Origin of the sequence: Polaribacter filamentus, assembly GCF_002943715.1 — a bacterium.
Classification (GTDB): Bacteria; Bacteroidota; Bacteroidia; order Flavobacteriales; family Flavobacteriaceae; genus Polaribacter; species Polaribacter filamentus.
Map to the genome: position 1 here is coordinate 1 of NZ_MQUA01000013.1, position 19,254 is coordinate 19,254.

17 protein-coding genes are annotated in these 19,254 nt (G+C 32.8%); 2 read left to right on the forward strand and 15 right to left on the reverse strand.

What is annotated here, in order from left to right; all coding sequences use genetic code 11:
• Positions 1–210: 210 nt before the first annotated feature.
• From BST83_RS02040 to BST83_RS02085, 9 genes are all read right to left on the reverse strand, one after another.
• Positions 211–639 carry a hypothetical protein gene (locus tag BST83_RS02040; protein ID WP_146092098.1) on the reverse strand — a complete coding sequence of 143 codons (429 nt, stop codon included), beginning with the start codon at positions 637–639 and terminating at the stop codon, positions 211–213.
• 22 nt (positions 640–661) lie between these two features.
• Entirely contained in the window at positions 662–1,012 is a 351-nt protein-coding gene (locus tag BST83_RS02045) for a hypothetical protein (RefSeq protein ID WP_104808360.1), read from the reverse strand.
• Between the two features lie 160 nt (positions 1,013–1,172).
• The gene (locus BST83_RS02050; RefSeq protein WP_104808361.1) at positions 1,173–5,882 is read right to left on the reverse strand and encodes a beta strand repeat-containing protein; all 4,710 of its coding nucleotides are present in this window, start codon (positions 5,880–5,882) and stop codon (positions 1,173–1,175) included.
• Between the two features lie 3 nt (positions 5,883–5,885).
• On the reverse strand, positions 5,886–6,413 hold the full coding sequence (locus BST83_RS02055; protein ID WP_104808362.1) for a T9SS type A sorting domain-containing protein: 528 nt from the start codon (positions 6,411–6,413) through the stop codon (positions 5,886–5,888).
• Positions 6,414–6,758 (reverse strand): hypothetical protein, encoded by a 345-nt coding sequence (locus BST83_RS02060; protein WP_146092099.1) that lies wholly within the window; start codon positions 6,756–6,758, stop codon positions 6,414–6,416.
• 98 nt (positions 6,759–6,856) lie between these two features.
• Positions 6,857–8,983 (reverse strand): DUF6089 family protein, encoded by a 2,127-nt coding sequence (locus BST83_RS02065; RefSeq protein ID WP_104808364.1) that lies wholly within the window; start codon positions 8,981–8,983, stop codon positions 6,857–6,859.
• Positions 8,984–8,988: 5 nt separating this feature from the next.
• Positions 8,989–9,357 (reverse strand): GldM family protein, encoded by a 369-nt coding sequence (locus tag BST83_RS02070; protein ID WP_104808365.1) that lies wholly within the window; start codon positions 9,355–9,357, stop codon positions 8,989–8,991.
• A gap of 193 nt (positions 9,358–9,550) precedes the next feature.
• Complete coding sequence (locus BST83_RS02080; RefSeq protein WP_104808367.1) at positions 9,551–10,369, reverse strand: hypothetical protein; 819 nt, start codon at positions 10,367–10,369, stop codon at positions 9,551–9,553.
• A gap of 4 nt (positions 10,370–10,373) precedes the next feature.
• Positions 10,374–11,810, reverse strand: coding sequence for a GldL-related protein (locus BST83_RS02085; protein ID WP_104808368.1), 1,437 nt, complete (start codon positions 11,808–11,810; stop codon positions 10,374–10,376).
• 248 nt (positions 11,811–12,058) lie between these two features.
• Here BST83_RS02085 and BST83_RS02090 point away from each other — a divergent pair, with 248 nt between their 5' ends.
• Entirely contained in the window at positions 12,059–13,168 is a 1,110-nt protein-coding gene (locus BST83_RS02090) for a helix-turn-helix domain-containing protein (protein ID WP_146092100.1), read from the forward strand.
• Positions 13,169–13,296: 128 nt separating this feature from the next.
• Here the strand turns inward: BST83_RS02090 and BST83_RS02095 are convergent, their stop codons facing one another.
• Positions 13,297–14,289, reverse strand: coding sequence for an IS1595 family transposase (locus BST83_RS02095; protein WP_104808370.1), 993 nt, complete (start codon positions 14,287–14,289; stop codon positions 13,297–13,299).
• A 476-nt stretch (positions 14,290–14,765) separates the two neighbouring features.
• Positions 14,766–15,539 (reverse strand): DUF6090 family protein, encoded by a 774-nt coding sequence (locus tag BST83_RS02100; RefSeq protein ID WP_146092101.1) that lies wholly within the window; start codon positions 15,537–15,539, stop codon positions 14,766–14,768.
• Positions 15,540–16,576: 1,037 nt separating this feature from the next.
• Between BST83_RS02100 and BST83_RS20360 the strand changes: the two genes are divergently transcribed.
• Entirely contained in the window at positions 16,577–16,756 is a 180-nt protein-coding gene (locus BST83_RS20360; RefSeq protein ID WP_240614619.1) for a hypothetical protein, read from the forward strand.
• A 169-nt stretch (positions 16,757–16,925) separates the two neighbouring features.
• Here the strand turns inward: BST83_RS20360 and BST83_RS02110 are convergent, their stop codons facing one another.
• From BST83_RS02110 to tpiA, 4 genes are all read right to left on the reverse strand, one after another.
• Positions 16,926–17,198, reverse strand: coding sequence for a hypothetical protein (locus BST83_RS02110; protein ID WP_104808372.1), 273 nt, complete (start codon positions 17,196–17,198; stop codon positions 16,926–16,928).
• 3 nt (positions 17,199–17,201) lie between these two features.
• Positions 17,202–17,477 carry an ATP-dependent Clp protease adaptor ClpS gene (locus BST83_RS02115; protein WP_104808373.1) on the reverse strand — a complete coding sequence of 92 codons (276 nt, stop codon included), beginning with the start codon at positions 17,475–17,477 and terminating at the stop codon, positions 17,202–17,204.
• Between the two features lie 23 nt (positions 17,478–17,500).
• The gene (gene prmA, locus BST83_RS02120; protein WP_104808374.1) at positions 17,501–18,337 is read right to left on the reverse strand and encodes a 50S ribosomal protein L11 methyltransferase; all 837 of its coding nucleotides are present in this window, start codon (positions 18,335–18,337) and stop codon (positions 17,501–17,503) included.
• A 78-nt stretch (positions 18,338–18,415) separates the two neighbouring features.
• Positions 18,416–19,174, reverse strand: a complete 759-nt coding sequence (tpiA, locus tag BST83_RS02125; RefSeq protein ID WP_104808375.1) for a triose-phosphate isomerase — start codon at positions 19,172–19,174, stop codon at positions 18,416–18,418.
• Positions 19,175–19,254 lie beyond the last annotated feature (80 nt).

Sequence of the window (19,254 nt, forward strand, 5' to 3'; positions counted from 1 at the left end):
GCTTGCTGCATTGGTTAAATTAGCATTCAGTATTTGTTTTGATTGCGTATCCAATGCTACATCTGCACTAGTAAGTGACGTTACTGTAGTTAAATAGTTCGTACTGCCCATTAGCAGTGTAAGCTCCATCCGTTCCTAATCCAGCCCAGTTTGGGTAGCATCAAGTTCTGTTTGAATACTGGTGTTGTTGTTGCATTGGTTGCAATGGCATCAGTATTTGTTTTGATCTGACGTATCCAATGCTACATCTGCACTAGTAAGTGACGTTACTGTAGTTAAATAGTTCGTACTGCCATCAGCAGTGTAAGCTCCATCCGTTCCTAATCCAGCAACCGCTTGAGTGGCATCTAGTTCTGATTGAATATTAGTAGATCCGCTAGAGCTAGAAGCTGATAAATTTGTTACTTGATCAGAAACCGTTTTGATTTGTGTATCCAATGCTACATCTGCACTAGTAAGTGACGTTACTGTAGTTAAATAGTTCGTACAGCCATTAGCAGTGTAAGCTCCATCCGTTCCTAATCCAGCCCCAGTTTTGGGTAGCATCAAGTTCTGTTTGAATACTGGTGTTGCTTGCTGCATGGTAGTAATGGCGTCAGTATTTGTTTTTAATTTGCGTATCCAAATCTTCAGTAGCAACGACTAAAGGATGTTGAAGTGGTTATGTAATTGGTTGTAGCGTTAGTAGTGTAAGTTCCATCAGTTGCAAGTCCAGCTCCTGTTTTGAGTGGCCATCTAGTTCTGATTGAATATTAGTAGATCCGCTAGAGCTAGAAGCTGATAAATTTGTTACTTGATCAGAAACCGTTTTGATTTGTGTATCCAATGCTACATCTGCACTAGTAAGTGACGTTACTGTAGTTAAATAGTTCGTACTGCCATTAGCAGTGTAAGCTCCATCCGTTCCTAATCCAGCCCCAGTTTGGGTAGCATCAAGTTCTGTTTGAATACTGGTGTTGCTTGCTGCATTGGTAGTAATGGCGTCAGTATTTGTTTTAATTTGCGTATCCAAATCTTCAGTAGCAACGACTAAAGATGTTGAAGTGGTTATGTAATTGGTTGTAGCGTTAGTAGTGTAAGTTCATCAGTTGCAAGTCCAGCTCCTGTTTGAGTGGCATCTAGTTCTGATTGAATACTAGTAGATCCGCTAGAGCTAGAAGCTGATAAATTTGTTACTTGATCAGAAACCGTTTTAATTGTGTATCCAATGCTACATCTGCACTAGTAAGTGACGTTACTGTAGTTAAATAGTTCGTACTGCCATCAGCAGTGTAAGCTCCATCCGTTCCTAATCCAGCACCCGCTTGAGTGGCATCTAGTTCTGATTGAATATTAGTGTTGCTTGTTGCATTGGTTACAATAGCATCAGTATTTGTTTTGATTTGCGTATCCAATGCTACATCTGCACTAGTAAGTGACGTTACTGTAGTTAAATAGTTCGTACTGCCATTAGCAGTGTAAGCTCCATCCGTTCCTAATCCAGCCCCAGTTTGGGTAGCATCTAGTTCTGTTTGAATACTGGTGTTGCTTGCTGCATTGGTTACAATAGCATCAGTATTTGTTTTGATTTGCGTATCCAATGCTACATCTGCACTAGTAAGTGACGTTACTGTAGTTAAATAGTTCGTACTGCCATTAGCAGTGTAAGCTCCATCCGTTCCTAATCCAGCCCCAGTTTGGGTAGCATCAAGTTCTGTTTGAATACTGGTGTTGCTTGTTGCATTGGTTGCAATGGCATCAGTATTTGTTTTGATCTGCGTATCCAATGCTACATCTGCACTAGTAAGTGACGTTACTGTAGTTAAATAGTTCGTACTGCCATCAGCAGTGTAAGCTCCATCCGTTCCTAATCCAGCACCCGCTTGAGTGGCATCTAGTTCTGATTGAATATTAGTGTTGCTTGTTGCATTGGTTACAATAGCATCAGTATTTGTTTTGATTTGCGTATCCAATGCTACATCTGCACTAGTAAGTGACGTTACTGTAGTTAAATAGTTCGTACTGCCATTAGCAGTGTAAGCTCCATCCGTTCCTAATCCAGCCCCAGTTTGGGTAGCATCAAGTTCTGTTTGAATACTGGTGTTGCTTGCTGCATTGGTTACAATAGCATCAGTATTTGTTTTGATTTGCGTATCCAATGCTACATCTGCACTAGTAAGTGACGTTACTGTAGTTAAATAGTTCGTACTGCCATTAGCAGTGTAAGCTCCATCCGTTCCTAATCCAGCCCCAGTTTGGGTAGCATCAAGTTCTGTTTGAATACTGGTGTTGCTTGTTGCATTGGTTACAATAGCATCAGTATTTGTTTTGATTTGCGTATCCAATGCTACATCTGCACTAGTAAGTGACGTTACTGTAGTTAAATAGTTCGTACTGCCATTAGCAGTGTAAGCTCCATCCGTTCCTAATCCAGCCCCAGTTTGGGTAGCATCAAGTTCTGTTTGAATACTGGTGTTGCTTGCTGCATTGGTTACAATAGCATCAGTATTTGTTTTGATTTGCGTATCCAATGCTACATCTGCACTAGTAAGTGACGTTACTGTAGTTAAATAGTTCGTACTGCCATTAGCAGTGTAAGCTCCATCCGTTCCTAATCCAGCCCCAGTTTGGGTAGCATCAAGTTCTGATTGAATATTAGTGTTGCTTGTTGCATTGGTTACAATAGCATCAGTATTTGTTTTGATTTGCGTATCCAAATCTTCAGTAGCATCGACTAAAGATGTTGAAGTGGTTATGTAATTGGTACTTAAGTTTGTTGAGTAGGTACCATCCGTTCCCAGCCCAGCGCCTGTTTGTGTAGCATCTAGTTCTGTTTTTAGTCCATTTGTATCTGATGTATTGATGGCAATTGCAGTTGCATTAGTAATAATAGAAGTAGTATTAATGTTAATTTGTGTATCCAAAGCAGCATCCGCATCCGCTAGAGAACCTACAGTAGTGAGATAGTTGGTAGAGCTATTAGTTATATATGTGCCGTTTGCTGCAAGTCCCGCACCTGTTTGCGTGGCATTTAGCTCTGTTCGCAAGTTTGTATTGTTTCCTGCATTGATCCCAATGTTATCGGAATTTGTTGCAATATTAGTTTGGTTATTTTTGATCTGCGCATCCAATGCTACATCTGCATTTGCAAGTGACGTTGCCGCAGTTAAATAGTTCGTACTGCTGTCAGGAGTATAGGCACCATCCGTTCCAAGCCCAGCGCCCGTCTGTGTGATGTCTAATTCTGCTTCCAATTTTATGTTGTTTCCTGCATTGATTGCAATATTATCGGAATTTGCTGTAATATTAGTTTGGTTATTTTTGATCTGCGCATCCAATGCTACATCTGCATTAGCAAGTGACGTTGCCGCAGTTAAATAGTTCGTACTGCTGTCAGGAGTATAGGCACCATCCGTTCCAAGCCCAGCGCCCGTTTGTGTGATGTCTAATTCTGCTTCCAATTTTATGTTGTTTCCTGCATTGATCGCAATATTATCGGAATTTGCTGTAATATTAGTTTGGTTATTTTTGATCTGCGCATCTAATACTACATCTGCATTAATAAGTGACGTTGCCACAGTTAAATAGTTCGTACTACTGTCAGCAGTGTAGCTGCCATCTAACCCCAGTCCAGAACCTGTTTGAGTGGCATCAAGTTCTAGTTGAATACTAGTGTTTCTTGTTGCATTGGTTGCAATGGCTTCGTTATTTGTTTTGATTTGTGTATCCAAATCTTCAGTAGCATTAACTAAAGAGGTGGCAGTCTTTATGTAATTGGTACTTAAGTTTGTTGAGTAGGTGCCATCCGTTCCAAGCCCAGCCGCTGTTTGTGTGGCATCTAGTTCTGTTTGAAGTGCAGTGGTATCTGATTTATTGGTGGCAATTGCAGTTGCATTAGCAGTAATGGAGGTAGTATTAATATTAATTTGTGTATCCAAAGCAGCATCCGCATCTGTTAGAGAACCTACAGCAGTGATGTAGTTGGTAGAGCTATCAGCTATATATGTGCCATCTGCTGCAAGTCCTGCTCCAGTTTGCGTGGCATTGAGTTCTGTCCGCAAGTTTGTATTGTTTCCTGCATTGATTGCAATGTTATCGGAATTTGTTGCAATATTAGTTTGGTTATTTTTGATCTGCGCATCCAATGCTACATCTGCATTAGTAAGTGAAGTTGCCGTAGTTAAATAGTTCGTACTACTGTCAGGAGTGTAGCTGCCATCTAACCCTAGTCCAGCGCCTGTTTGTGTGGTGTCTAGTTCCGTTTGTAAGGCGTCCGTGTTACTTCCTGCATTTGCAGCAATTGCATCAGTGTTTATTTTGATTTGTGTATCAAGAGCTTCCGTAGCCTCAACAATAGAGGTAGAAGTTGTCATGTAATTAGTACTTAAGTTTGCTGAGTAGGCACCATCCGTTCCCAGTCCAGAACCTGTTTGAGTGGCATCGAGTTCTATTTGAATACTAGTGTTTCCTGTTGCATTGGTTGCAATGGCTTCGTTATTTGTTTTGATTTGTGTATCCAAATCTTCAGTAGCATTAACTAAAGAGGTGGCAGTCTTTATGTAATTGGTACTTAAGTTTGCTGAGTAGGTGCCATCCGTTCCAAGCCCAGCCGCTGTTTGTGTGGCATCTAGTTCTGTTTGAAGTGCAGTGGTATCTGATTTATTGGTGGCAATTGCAGTTGCATTAGCAGTAATGGATGTAGTATTAATATTAATTTGTGTATCCAAAGCAGCATCCGCATCTGTTAGAGAACCTACAGCAGTGATGTAGTTGGTAGAGCTATCAGCTATATATGTGCCATCTGCTGCAAGTCCTGCTCCAGTTTGCGTGGCATTGAGTTCTGTCCGCAAGTTTGTATTGTTTCCTGCATTGATTGCAATGTTATCGGAATTTGTTGCAATATTAGTTTGGTTATTTTTGATCTGCGCATCCAATGCTACATCTGCATTAGTAAGTGAAGTTGCCGTAATTAAATAGTTCGTACTACTATCAGGAGTGTAGCTGCCATCTAACCCTAGTCCAGCACCTGTTTGTGTGGTGTCTAGTTCCGTTTGTAAGGCGTCCGTGTTACTTCCTGCATTTGCAGCAATTGCATCAGTGTTTATTTTGATTTGTGTATCAAGAGCTTCCGTAGCCTCAACAATAGAGGTAGAAGTTGTGATGTAATTAGTACTTAAGTTTGTTGAGTAGGTGCCATCAGCATTTAATCCCGCGTTTAATTGCGTTGCGTCAATTTCATTTTGAAGGATAGATAAATCAGCAGTAGCTCCTGAAATCCCGTTATTGACATCACTAAGAGTTGCAAGAGTACCAGATGTTGGCAAAGTAACGTTTGTGTCTCCTGTAGTATTTAATGTGAGGCTGTAATCTCCAATTAAGCTTAAATCTCCATCTAAGACAATCTTTTTTCCTTCATTATTCATTCCAGTACCCCCATTAGCACCTAGAACAATGCCACTAATACTATTTGCTATATCAGCACTAAACGCATGAGGTACAGACCAAATTTGAGAGGTTCCTAAGTCAACGTATTCATTGAGGTAATTCCAACTTGGGTCATATAATGAGGGTTCTACGGCAACATTTAAATTCAGAAAGTAAATATTATTGCTCCAATCTAGTTCTCGAATGCTGTTTGTGCCAAAAAGCCAATCTCCTTGACCTATAACTACAGAGAAAATACCTTCTCTAGAAGAGGTTACTTCGAAAGTTTCAGAATAAACAGTCGCATTGGCGTCATTTTCGTTAATATTAACCTTAATGTGAATTGTTCGTTCACTTGCTACATTTTGATTAGCGTCTTTTGCGACTGCTTGGAACGAAATGCCATTAGGAACTTGTGCTTGCATTAACGCTGGTGAACAACAAAGTATAAAAATCAAAAATTGTACCGTTTTCTTCATTTTTTAAATTTTAATTATTTTAAAGGATTTATAAAAATCTTCGCTCGTAAGACTCAGGTAATAGATACCATTTGATAAAAGTGAAATATTTAGTTTATATCCTATTTTGAATTCGTTAAATGGAATGTTTTCTTTTATTAAAACAAGACTTCCGTTACTAGAAAAAATATTCACATCAAATGATTTTAGAAAGTTTAAATCACTTAAAAAAATAATCTCCGTAATAGCGCTGGTTGGATTCGGGTAAATCTGAACTGGAAAGTCCAAGTATTTTGTATCTGCAAATACCAATTCTTTTTCTAAGACTGAATTACAACTAGAAACAAAGCTTCCGTCATTTCCCGCCCAATATTTAAGCAATGTGTTAGTCACAAAATAACAATCATCATAGTTAACAGTAACGGGGTAGCTAAATGTCGCTTCTGAGAATGAGTTCCCATCAACAATTCCCATCGAATATCCAGTGGATATTTGAGCATTTGAAATTAAACTAACCAACATGGTTAGCATGGTTGAATATAGTAACTTCATTTAATTATTAATTTTATAAAAGTATTCTATAGTTTGACCCTCAGATTGTCTCTTCATCTTTAACATAAAAGACAACACATTCACATCGTAGTATTCAACAGTATTATTGCCTATAATAATATTAATCGTATTTTGAGTTGGCATGTCCCAAACGCCACTTAATCCGTCGTAATCGCTCCACGATCCAAATGCATCGAATTTTTGAAAATAGTTCAATTGAGAATTGTTCAATACTTGTCCTACATTATCGATTGACATAGAGTCAATTTTCCAAACCTTATGTTGCTGTCCTGTAATATTTATTGATCCTGATAGCAGTTCCTTGCTAAACTCAATATTTGTCAAGGGTATTATTTCTTCAGCACATGACAACAATGAACACAAGATTAGTAGTAAAATAAGGGTCTTTTTAGTGCGGATGTTAAAATAGAATATGTGCATGATTAATTTTTAGGATTAAACAGTTTTCTTGTTATGGAAATACCAACCTTTACAAATGAATCATTTCCAGATGAAGGGTCACTTCTAAGTCTATTGGTCGTATTAATTGATGTAGGGTTAGAAAAGTATACGGAAGCACCGCCATTTTCTCCATTAGAGTTATAGAGCGCATCTCGATCAGGATAGGGGTCTGCACCTACATCATCTAGATAATCAGTTAATGTTGAATGATATGAAGCAAATAAACCAATGCTGTTTTTGCCTATCTGATATTTTAATTTAAACGTAACATATAGGCCCAATGTAAACGTTGCGTATGGTTCTGTTTCTTCATTCAAGAATTGCCCGCCTGTTCCTAACGATGCTAAATCATATTCCTGTCCATTAAAAATACCAGTAGGTTTGAATGATATTGCATCAAGTCCAATTCCTATAGAAGGTCTTACTTTATTAACTTTTGGATTTGATCTGTTATTGATGAGATCAAAGTCTATCCCTGGCGAAATACTCAAGATTGGAGTGGAGAAATTCATGCCACGATTAATCTTATCTGCATCTCCTGAGTTGATGTCGGAGTTACTTAGTGTAGAACTTGAAATATTAATTCTTGCTGTTAAATAGGGGTTTACGTTATAACCAATATCTATACCAAAAGAAATGTTCAAGTCATTTTCCATGAAATTATTATTACTAATTGACCCTCGAAATATTGCACCGCCAGCAATTAAACCAACTTCAAACTTCCCAAGCTCTGTCTTACTTATTTCCTCTTCATTACCTTTGATTGAGTCTTGCTGTTTTTTTAGCAACTCCATCTCTTTTTCAATTTTGTCTAATGTTGCTTTAATTTTTATTTTTTTTTCTCCAAACGCTAATTGTCCAATTTGTAATTTTGGGACATAAGTTTTGTTTGTATCAATTATGTTATCTAATTCAAGATACCCGACTTTGCCTTTGAGTTCATTAAACTCTTTGCTTACAGTGACGTTTATTCCCTTTTCCCCTGGTTTAAATTTGAAGGGAATTACTTTCTTACTGGCTTCTGCACTTAGCGTATCTTTTAAATACACATAAGACAGTTCTGCATTGGTTAAATCAATGAATGTATTGCTTAGGGTAATAAATTCTTCTAGTGGCTCATTTAACAGAACATTAGACTTAATTTCTTTGCCTTCAAAATTTAAAGCACCGTAAATATGTGCTGGGTTTTCTGGGTTGGGTGCTGTTAGGAATGGCTCAAATGCAACTAGAGGTGAGTTGTAATTGTATTTTTTGTCATAAATAGAGTTGGCTATTTGATCAGGGTCGATAGTTCCAAAGAAATTACCTCCAATATTGAATGTTTCTTTGGTTCCGTAAATCCCTAAGTTAGCTTTTTTAATCTGTAGGCCGGTTAAGTTGTTTACCAAATAGTTGTTAATAAAACTATTCGCTTCTATTTTAGTAATATTTACTGCATTGATTTCATCAAGGCGGCCATATATAAGGTTGGAAGATATAGTGTATGAATCTAAACCAAAAATTTTATTGTTGATAAAAGTGTTGTTGGTAATATCAATCTTTAAATTTAAACTACCTAAATCTTGTATAAAAATTGAGGAATTGTTTTCAGCAAAAAGGTTACCGTTTAACTTAAATTCTATAGGGAGATCATTTTCAAAATAACTATTGTAAGGAGTTAATATTTGAATAAGACTAATTTTGCCATAATTCTGAATAAATATATTATTACGAACGTTAACTTTCGTTCTATACCAGCTGTTTTCAAAAAATAGGGGAGTATTTAAATTTTTAAATATCACCCCGTTAAATTCAATTTCAACATTTTGTTTATCTACAATGATTACCCCATTACCTACATTACCTTCGGCACCAATAAATTTTATATCAAAGTTTTCACTAATAGCACGAACACTACCGCCAATAATCATGGTTCCTTTTTTCTCAAAAATAATTTTCACATTTGGAGATATGATTAGACTTCCATTGAATTGAACATTTTCATTTATTAGATATTCACCAGCTTCTATTTTGTAATCTTTGTATGTCCCTTGAAGGGTATCTTGGCTATAAGCTGCGCTGCAAAAAAATATGCAGAAAACCGTAATTATATTGTAAAAGTATCTCATTAATCTTAGTTTACTATTCTAAACGTTAAGGGAGTAAGAACACGAGTTGTCCCATCATCCATTGTTACATTAATTAAATTAATCACTAAAAAATCATTTTTATCAAGTTTGGCAATTATTTCTTGTGCAGGTGACTGAAAAACTTCGCCATAATTCAAAGCAGCCGCCACTTCGATACCATTATTGATTCGTGATATTTTAAAATTGTTTATTTTACCAGGGAAATAGGATAAATAATTGATTTTTAAAATCCCTTCTAATCGTTCCGCTTGTAACAGTTCGTCCTTGTTTATAATGTTGTCTTCGAAACCTTTACCCACAATCCTTACAACTGGGTCTGGGATGTAGCCTACTTTTAAATTTCTTTCAAACAATAAATTAGAGCCATTTCTTTTGTCGTAAAATTTAAGAGAGTAATTGCCTGGTTCTCTGAATACAGTGACATATTGGTTTTTTTGATGTTTGTTTTAACCTGTGGGTTAATTTCTATATCAAATTCAGAATCCATTTTAAATTTAAAATCAGATAACAACGTATAGGGAATTCCAGCAAAAATATTTTCTGTATTCAAGGACTGAAGTATACCTTTGAATAATTCATCAACAACCTGAGTGCTCTCTGAAACAGCGCGTTCCCCTCTTTTAAAATTTTATCATCATCGTAATATTCAACTTCTGATTTTAACACGTACAGTTTTGGGTTGAAAGGAGAGAAGTATGTTGCTGAATAATTAATTTCTTTGAGGGTAGCTTCGTTGTATAGTAACTTTGATTTTGCCAACAAAACCTTTATTCTAACGAGTTGCATGTAGCTAATGGCAGTTGGTTTTTTGTAAAACAAATAGTCTTCCCAATCAGCTTCTTTACCTTTAATTGTTTTGATTATTTTTTTTACGGGAATATTTTGAAATAAAGGATCTTGAATAGAGTCTAATTGGTATTCAGAAAACGAAATAAATTCTTTAAGTTCAAACAGGTTTTTTTTTAGTAGGGGGACGAATTTATCCTTTTTAAGTATGTTTTCAACAGCAGTCCGATTATTGAATTCTTTGACAATAGATTTTCCCTTTTGTCCTAATTGATTATTTAGAGAATCAATTATATCCTTAATTAAATTTTGACTTTCTTCAATACGATTGCTTATTTTTAAGTAACTAGCAGCCTTTGGGATCTTTAACAACTGCTCTTTATTATGTAATATGACATCTTCGCTAACATTGATTTTTTTGTCTTCTTCCTCAAATATCTCTTCAAAAGATCTAATGGTGTATAAATTAGAGTCTAACAAAGAAACTTTTATGGAAATGACGGAAAAACAAATAAAGACTATATACAATAGACCAATAATTTTATTCCGTTTAGAATCACTATTTTCTGATGCAGACATATGTTTATTTGCTAAACTGTTTGTGTAATAAAATGAATGCTATTTGTCCAGCCTTGGGCTTGCCTTCTTGACGGGTCGCTATATAGCGATTCATTTTTTGATGAAGCTCTGTTATAGTGTTAAATTCGTCTAATCCAAACAATTTTCGAACTCGTTCTACTTCCCTCATTTCATTAGATGAAGTCAGTTCCATAACACTTTCAAAGTAGTTTATTATCCCAAGTTGATCACTAGAAAACAAATCAGTAATATTTAAGTTATATTCATTTTGATCACCAAAATAAATTTGACTGTCATTAAAGTATACGACATCTTGTAAACGAAGAATTGTTTTTTGATCGATTTTTAAAGAAAGTAATTTGTTCAAGTTTTCTTTAGCAGTGTTTGTGTTATCTAATGCCAATAAAATTTTGATCAAAGGAACTAATACGTCCAACTCTTTCTTAGTTTTCATGTTGAATTCCACATGCCCTATTTTAATGATCAAATACATTTTTAAAGTGTCAGACAATTGAATTGTTAGTTCAGCTAAATCAGTTAGTTTGACTAAGTCTTGTACTTCTAGGTCATCAACTAAATACCGCACTAACTCCTCTCCTTTAAGAGCTATTAAAGGCTCTAAAACACTCATGACAGGTGCTTTAACAAGCTTATGGTTATAATGAGATTTGATGTAATTAGACACCAGTGAAGACTCTTCAAAATACACTTGACTTTCTCCATTTTTTCTACTTCTGATTAATATTTTATTATTTATTTCTGATAAGATAAATTTGGAAAGGAAATCTTTAAACTTGACAAGTTTAAACGAATTTATAAGTAAGCTCAAGCTTTCTCGACTCATTTTTACTGGTTTAACTAAAATTAAATCACTGAAAGAGTATTCAGGAAGTTCGATTGGAGAGTTTTTCAGAAATAAGTAATCTGATTTTTCAGGTAAATTTTTACCAAATAGTTCATGAATTAAGTTTTTAAGCGAGTTGTATTCATCTTTTGGGAGAATAAACCATTCTAGTTGAAAATAGAAATCATCTGAAATATTAAAATATTTAAGTTTTTTAAAATTTGACATAGTATATTCTTCAGTTTGTAATTTATCAAGAATCGTTGATTTTGTGGTGCTGCTTAATTCTGATTCATTGCCTATTTGTATAGTTTTGTCTGGACTGATGAGTGCTTCATCATCGTTTTTGGTTTGCTTTCCTGTTGCAAGATTATCAGCCATTTTTGAAAGCGTCGTTTCAGTAGCTACTTTCTTTGATTTCGATACTTCAATGAATCGTATAGATGATACTCCAAATACAAGTGCTTCTATACTTAAACCCATTGTTATAAGTAAATCTTGTGAAGGCCATTCCAAAATCTTAGCAATAACCCCTATAAGTATAACAACTGCAGCAGAACTAAAGAAAAAATTGAAAATATCAAACTTTTTTTTCATGGATAGAGTTTTAAAAATTATTTAAAATTAAATTCCCGCAAATTTAGAATAGATTGTTTGATTTTATTTCACTTTCCTAAAGAAATAAGTGTCAGAAAGTATTTTTTGATACTATTAGAACCATATAATGATGTGTTTTTTATGTTAAAAAAACATAACATATTAACCGAAAAAAACATAAAATAAAATATATTTGTATTTAATTATACATACTTTATATTTTAACAATTAATGGAATAAGTAATATTTTGGTTCAAGATTTAAAATTTTCGCTTTCTATTTTTCTTATATTGTTTTTGGGAGTCATCCTCTATCGATTGATGCATGCAATAACTCCCCGAAATAAAATGCATTTATCCTACTTTTTAGGGCATGTTGCGTTGACTTTTTTGATTTGTTTTTTAGGGTTTCTGTTCTTCTTAAAACTATCTCCGTTTCCGGTGGAAATTATTCTTTTATATAAACAGTTGAGCTTGATATTCTTATTCCTATTTTCAAAGTCTATTTTTTCTCAAATACGGCCAAAAGTGCCAAAAGTAATTATCCTGGTTTTTTTAATAAGTTTAGCGCTTTTTGTTTTTAATTTTATGGGGTATAGAATATTGTTGCCAGTGACTTTCGGTATAAACCCTGGCTTTAATCCGGGCACGCTTACAATACTGTATAGAGATACTGCACTTTTTTCTTGGATTGCGAACTTACTGTTAGTTGTCTTATTAATTTTCAATTTTGTGAGCGCATTGAAGCGCTTTAAGAAGCAAACAAAACAAGTAAAGGCTTTTGTAATGTATTTCTCTTTCTACGTTTCAATCATATTAATAAACTTAACAATTGCTCTTATATTACAATTTTTTTTCAGAAACCATTCTAGTGCTAAAGAGTTCACTACTCTATTTCGACTGCTTTTAATATTTGAGTTTTTATTTCCTTTAATAATTCCTAGCTTTTTGTCTAGCATTGCAAATGTTACTTTCACTAATCAAGACGATTCTAATTTAGCTCATGAAAATCAAGCTTTTGACCGCTTAACACATGTAGTAATGGTTAATAAATTATTTTTAGAATGCGATTTTTCATTAGCAAAAATGCAATTCCACTCAAATTTAAGCGCCAAAACAATTAGAGATGCTTTAAAAAAATCTGATTTTGAGAACTTTAAATCATTTTTAAAGCACCAGCGTGTTATGTATGCCAAAGATCTTATTAATGGGGGTTATCTAAATAAGCACACTATTAATTCGCTTTCTATTGATTCTGGTTTTTCCTCGCCTGTAACCTTTTTTAGGGCATTTAAAAATATAACGAATCAAACGCCATTATCCTATAGCAGGCAGAACAATCGGTTGCCTAATCTATAGTAGTAATTGGTCCGTACAAAACATCTCGTGTTTCGATATACTTTTTAGCTAAATTGCTTTTTGTTTGTCGTCATGGTGAAAGGTGAAGTTACAATTTGGTCTCTGTTGGTAAAAAATAATGGCTAAGTTCAAAAAAGTATATTGTTTATAGCTATTTCTTTGAATTGTATCCAGACTTGATTAGAAGCTAATGCAATACTAGCAAGTGTTGCCATTTTATTGGTCTTATTCTTTATTTTTTCTAGTACCAAAAACCAGTTTAAACAATTTTGCAGATATTTAGTTGCTACACCATTAAAGGATTCCATAAATTTCCTCAATCTCATATCCATATTATTCACATTCTGAACATGATATATTTTATCAACTGTTTTCTGTCCTTTTGATGCGTTGAACTTCTTATGAATAATTGTATTAGATTTTGCAAAGGCATCATAACTTCTATGACTGTCGCTGCAAAGTACTGTTGCTTTATCGAGCTTACCTTGATACACCTTGTTTAGGTCTTTTTTACTAATTCGTCCTGTTGTAACCACTTCAAAATCCTTATTTCCAGAACGATCGCAGGTAGCAATTACGGCTACTTTTTCATTAGATATACCTGCTTTGCTTGCTTTTTCTCCTCGTTTCTTAGGTTTTCTTTCTAAAGTACGATTCCCTTTTTCTGAAATTGGAAAAAACAAATCATCACTCTCTACAATACCTTCAAATTCGGATACTGAAACGCTAGAAAATGAGGTTAATAATTTATGACGCCAATCAAATGAGGTCTGAATTGAGATTCCTGTTTCCTTTGCACTTTTTCTAATACTATAGCCCGATAGTAAACAATAAAGATACTTGTTAATCTTGTCTTTCTTTTTTAATGCAAACCAAAATTTCCCGGTCGTTTCACTAAAGTTTTTACCACAACCATTACACAAATAGCGTTGTACGCCTTTTAGTTTACCATTTGCACGTATGCGTTCGCTTTTACAATGAGGACAAGTAACTGCTTTTCGTTCTTTATCTTCTTCTAAATGTGAACCCGATGTTGATAAAGACAGTAAAGAGTTTACAATATCTTGTTGGATAATTAAGCTACTGCTCAAAAAATAATCTCTAAAATCAGATGGTATCATAAATGTTCTTTTTTGCTAAGATAAAACATATGTATTTTAGAACTTAGTGATTAAAGTTTATGAAGTATGAATTAATACAAATCAATTATTAATTATCTCACATAACGAGATTATTAATTGAAAAAGATTGTTAACCATTTTAAAAAAGGTTGATTAATCAAATAAACTGTCAATATTAAACGTGTTTCTTTAAGTGCTCAAGTTGAAATCTATGATGCTATTGGAAGAAGAGTATATCATCACAAATTAGTGTAAATAGAAACACCTTTGATGTTTCAGAATTAAAAGGGATATATTTAATAAACATTCTTTCTCAAGAAAAAAGGATAATTAAAATTATGGTGATTAAATAACGGCTATAACCACTAAACTATAAAATCTATGAGGATTTCTGCAAGTAGGCGAGTACTGGCAATTAATTATGTACTGTGTTAGCATTTCGTTATTTTTTAAATAGCTTTATCATTTTAGGATTCTTAATACTTTTCTTTAAGTTCTTTTTCAATTATTTCTATTAACTTATTGGTGTCTTCTTTTAGTGAGATGCATTTAGTTAAATCGATTCTTTGATTTATACGAAATTTTTCAATACCCAGTTGTAAATCATTGTAATTTTTAGAATTCTTGTCGAAAACCCAAGGATAATTATGCAAACTAAATGTTTCTGGACTGAATCTATGGTCATTTGTTAGATTAATCATTGCTCCTAGATATAAATCATGCCCCTTAACCCCCATATTCTTCCACATTTCGTTATAATATTTTTCACGCTCGTAACGTTTGTAATAATCTTTTACTGCTTTGACTAAGCTATCAGAACCAAATGAATATAATTTTCCAGTATTTAGAAGCTCCTCATAAGTGGCATCATTGAGATTTAATTGTGATGAACCTAAATACATATCATTATTTAATAAAAACTCATAATCTGATTTTTCTAAACCTTTCGAAAAACGAGGTAGAATGTAAAGACAATTTTTCACTACACTATCTAAACCTATGCTTGTATTACTTGGAAAAGCTAAAAAGTCTAATCTATTTATATTTGAATTCAATTCCTGAATTAGTTTTACGAGATATACCTCATTACTTTTTCCTAGGTTTCGCTCTATATTCCAAGAACTGATACTTAAGGCTAATAAGATTCCAATAACAACAAGTATAATTTCTCCGATAGCGTATTTTAAATACTTTCCAGTTTTATTTTTTTCCATAAGGTCGTATCGTATTTTTCTAAAGAATTTTATCATTATTTAGCGTTGAGTGTAATAAAGCATAATAAGTTAGCATGCATTTTTTTTTAAGTACGAAAGATAATGAAAAGGGAAGTTAATAATTAACTAAACCGAAAGATAATAACCATATCCTAAATAAAAAACAAGTTTATTAACCAAGGCACAGAAATCGACTGGACATCAATCTATTTTGGAATAGTGAATTAAAGATTTAAAGTACGTCTTCAATAAAATTGTAAATTATAGCTGTAAAATCAAAAAACATGATACATAAAAGTAACTATTCTATTCCTAAATATGCTCTTATAAAGCCGATTTTATTTATTTATGATATGGATATTAAATTTTTTATTATTAGATATTTGATAAGTCCTAAACCCCTAAAAAGGATAATATAAGAGGTGACATTAAGTCAAGTTTCAATAAATCGGTTAAAAAATATTCGTTTAACCTGCTTTCTATTATAAAATAAACTTTTCTATAAACTTAAATTTACGCAATTTTGATGAACTTATTTTTTAAGTTCAAGAAGCTATTATGCTCTATAAAGATCAAGTAAACAGCTGTTTATAAATAGTTACATTTTTTTGGGTAGTGTTTTGTTTTCCAAAAGAGCTTTTTTCCTTTATCCTTTAAATGAAAAGGCATGAATAAATTAATAATAAAATCAAAATAAATTTTATTTGTGGTTTCTAATTTAGAAAATAAAATAAAATTATAACGTATATTTCTTTACTATTTTTAACTGTACCGGCTTGTTTTTTAAGAAGTTAAAATCAAGATTTAAAAATTGAATTTGCATCACTACGGGAAAGAAGTTTAGGCTTAAAACAAAATATGGTGCTTTTTAATCGGAATTTTGAAGATTTTACTTTGCCAATTTGGCAAAAAGTAAAAAGAGGTGATAGATTTATTGTTAATTATAAAAATCCAACATATATAAAACAGTTTGGGTATAACTTTAATAATGAGATTTATGAAGTTATTGGGAAAATAATTTTGAAATTTTCCCTAAAAAGATAGCTCAAGGGTATTATAAAAATGATATCGCTTTGTTTATTACTGGAACACAATTTGAAGCTATTGAAGAATACTTGGATAAAGAGTGTGAAGTACAAACTTTAAAGTTTTTGCTCTGGAGAGAAATTTGGGACAATAAGGATAAACTTATTTATGGAATGGTAAAGGAAATATTGTCACCAAAGGTAACGATTGAAAAATTAGAAAATTAATATAATTAAAAAGACCTTGCATATGTTCAAGGTCTTTACGCCTAACCAAAGTTGGTATAAAAACTAACTACTACTATTTTTTTCTTTCGAATTTTTTTAAGGTCTTCTATCTATAAGGAACTATTAAATTTAATTAGGCACATTTTATTTTAAAATAAAAATTAGCAGACTAATTTAAATATTGTTTAATTGCCATTCGATGTTCTGGAATACTTTTATCATAATTTTCTACCAGTAACTCTAGTATTTCGGGCATATTTACACCAACTTCTTTTTTGTTAGCATATTTAGAAACATATAAATTGTAGGTTTCCTCTTTTTTCTCGAAAATTAAAAAATGAGTTTCATTTAATGCAGTAAATGCAATTTCATTTCCAGAAAATGCGTCAGACTCATCTTTCTTAAAAAGAGAAAATTCATAATATTGTAGAACGTTTTCCATAATTTAAATTAATTCTGCGGATAAACCTAATTGTAATAATTTAGAACATCTAGGTTTTAGATCCTTAAGTTCACCCGATTTTACCGTACATTTTCCTTTGTAATGGACTAAAGTTGCACATTGTTCTGCTTGTTCAAAAGTATGCTCGCAAACAGAAACTAAAGAATCTATTACAAAATCAAACGTGTTTACATCATCATTATGTAAAACTATTTCATGCTGAAAAGTTTCTTGCTCTAAAACAGCTACGTCTTCTTGTATTTTTTCTTTTGTACTCATACTATAAAAATAGAGATTATTTTTTACTCTTTGTTATATTTTAACGCAACCCAGTTATTTCTTTGGATAAAAGTCTCTAATTTTAAATTGTATTTAGAAACTTCTGCATCAATAATAGGCATATCTTCTTCATAAAACCCGCTTAATAAAAGAATACCTTTTTCGTTTAAACAATCTGTGTACACTTTCATATCCATCAATAAAATATTTCTGTTGATGTTGGCAATAATAACATCGTATTTTTTATTGATTAAAAGTGATGCATCTCCTTCAAAGACATCAATTTTGTTACAATTATTTCTTTCAATATTTTCTAAAGAATTTTCATAACACCAATTGTCAATATCAATGGCATCAATGGGATTTGCGCCTTTCATTTCAGCAAAAATTGCTAAAATTCCAGTACCAGAACCCATATCTAAAGTTTTCTTATTTGTTAAATCTAATTTTAGTAAATGTTGAACCATCATATGTGTAGTTTCATGATGACCAGTGCCAAAACTCATTTTTGGTTCTATAACAATATCGTATTTTAAATTAGGGTTTTCGTGAAAAGGAGCTCTGATGCTCACTAAATCATCAACTTGAATAGGAGTAAAGTTCTTTTCCCATTCTGAATTCCAGTTAGTTTGTTCAACTTCATGTTGATTGTATTCTATCGAGAATTCATCAGAATTTAAAACAAAGATATCTTCGAGAATTGAAGAATTCCATTCACTTTTTTGAATATAAGCGGTTACGCCGTGTTCGTTTTCAACAAAACTTTCAAAACCTACCTCACCTAATTCTGCAATTAAAATTTCTGTTGCAGGTTCTTTTGGTGTAATTGTAAAATTGTATTCTATATAAATATTGTCCATAATAAAAAATGCATCAAGATTTTAAATCTTGATGCAAATTTATCGGTTTTCTATAGAAGTTTTACTAATAAACTTCTTTTAAATTGCTTTTATGATTGCTGTGAAATCTTCAGCATTTAAAGCAGCACCTCCAATTAAACCTCCATCAACGTCTGGTTTAGAGAAAATTTCTTCTGCATTTGAGGGTTTTACACTTCCGCCATATAAAATAGAAACGGTATCAGCAATTTCTTTACCGTATTTATTTTTTATAATACCTCTAATAAAGGCATGCATTTCTTGCGCTTGTTCTGGGCTAGCAGTTTCTCCAGTCCCAATTGCCCAAACAGGTTCGTATGCTAAAACAATGCTTTTCCAAGCGGTACTTTCTAAATGAAACAATCCATTTTTTAACTGACTTTCTACAACATTAAAATGATTTTCAGATTTTCTGTCTTCTAATAATTCGCCAAAACAAAATATAGTTTCTAAATTGTTTTCTAATACGGCATTTACTTTTTCAACTAAAATAGCATCGGTTTCACCAAAATAAGATCTTCTTTCAGAATGGCCTAAAATAACAGTTTTTATACCAATAGACTTTAACATATCAGCCGAAATTTCACCCGTATAAGCGCCATTTTTAGCGTGATGCATGTTCTGTGCAACTACTTCTATTTTAGTGTCTTCTGCTCTTTTTACAGCTAAAGCTAAATTAACAAATGTTGGTGCAACAATTACTCTTGTGCTTTTTAGAGATAATTTTTTAATAGATTTTTTAATTTCTTTGATAAGCTGTTTTGTTTCATCCTTATCATTATTCATCTTCCAGTTACCAGCTACTATTTTTTGTCTCATAATTATTTTATTTATTAAAATGTAAATTTAATAAATGCTAAAGGATTTCTACTTTATTAATTAAAATAGTTACTAAAACG

Excerpts from the sequence above, each read along its gene's own strand:
- BST83_RS02055 (WP_104808362.1), bottom strand. The coding sequence starts at position 6,413 with ATGAAGTTACTATATTCAACCATGCTAACCATGTTGGTTAGTTTAATT.
- tpiA (WP_104808375.1), bottom strand. The coding sequence starts at position 19,174 with ATGAGACAAAAAATAGTAGCTGGTAACTGGAAGATGAATAATGATAAG.
- BST83_RS02115 (WP_104808373.1), bottom strand. The coding sequence starts at position 17,477 with ATGAGTACAAAAGAAAAAATACAAGAAGACGTAGCTGTTTTAGAGCAA.
- BST83_RS02085 (WP_104808368.1), bottom strand. The coding sequence starts at position 11,810 with ATGAAAAAAAAGTTTGATATTTTCAATTTTTTCTTTAGTTCTGCTGCA.
- BST83_RS02100 (WP_146092101.1), bottom strand. The coding sequence starts at position 15,539 with ATGATAAAATTCTTTAGAAAAATACGATACGACCTTATGGAAAAAAAT.
- BST83_RS02065 (WP_104808364.1), bottom strand. The coding sequence starts at position 8,983 with ATGAGATACTTTTACAATATAATTACGGTTTTCTGCATATTTTTTTGC.
- BST83_RS02050 (WP_104808361.1), bottom strand. The coding sequence starts at position 5,882 with ATGAAGAAAACGGTACAATTTTTGATTTTTATACTTTGTTGTTCACCA.
- BST83_RS02095 (WP_104808370.1), bottom strand. The coding sequence starts at position 14,289 with ATGATACCATCTGATTTTAGAGATTATTTTTTGAGCAGTAGCTTAATT.
- BST83_RS02080 (WP_104808367.1), bottom strand. The coding sequence starts at position 10,369 with ATGTCTGCATCAGAAAATAGTGATTCTAAACGGAATAAAATTATTGGT.
- prmA (WP_104808374.1), bottom strand. The coding sequence starts at position 18,337 with ATGGACAATATTTATATAGAATACAATTTTACAATTACACCAAAAGAA.
- BST83_RS02110 (WP_104808372.1), bottom strand. The coding sequence starts at position 17,198 with ATGGAAAACGTTCTACAATATTATGAATTTTCTCTTTTTAAGAAAGAT.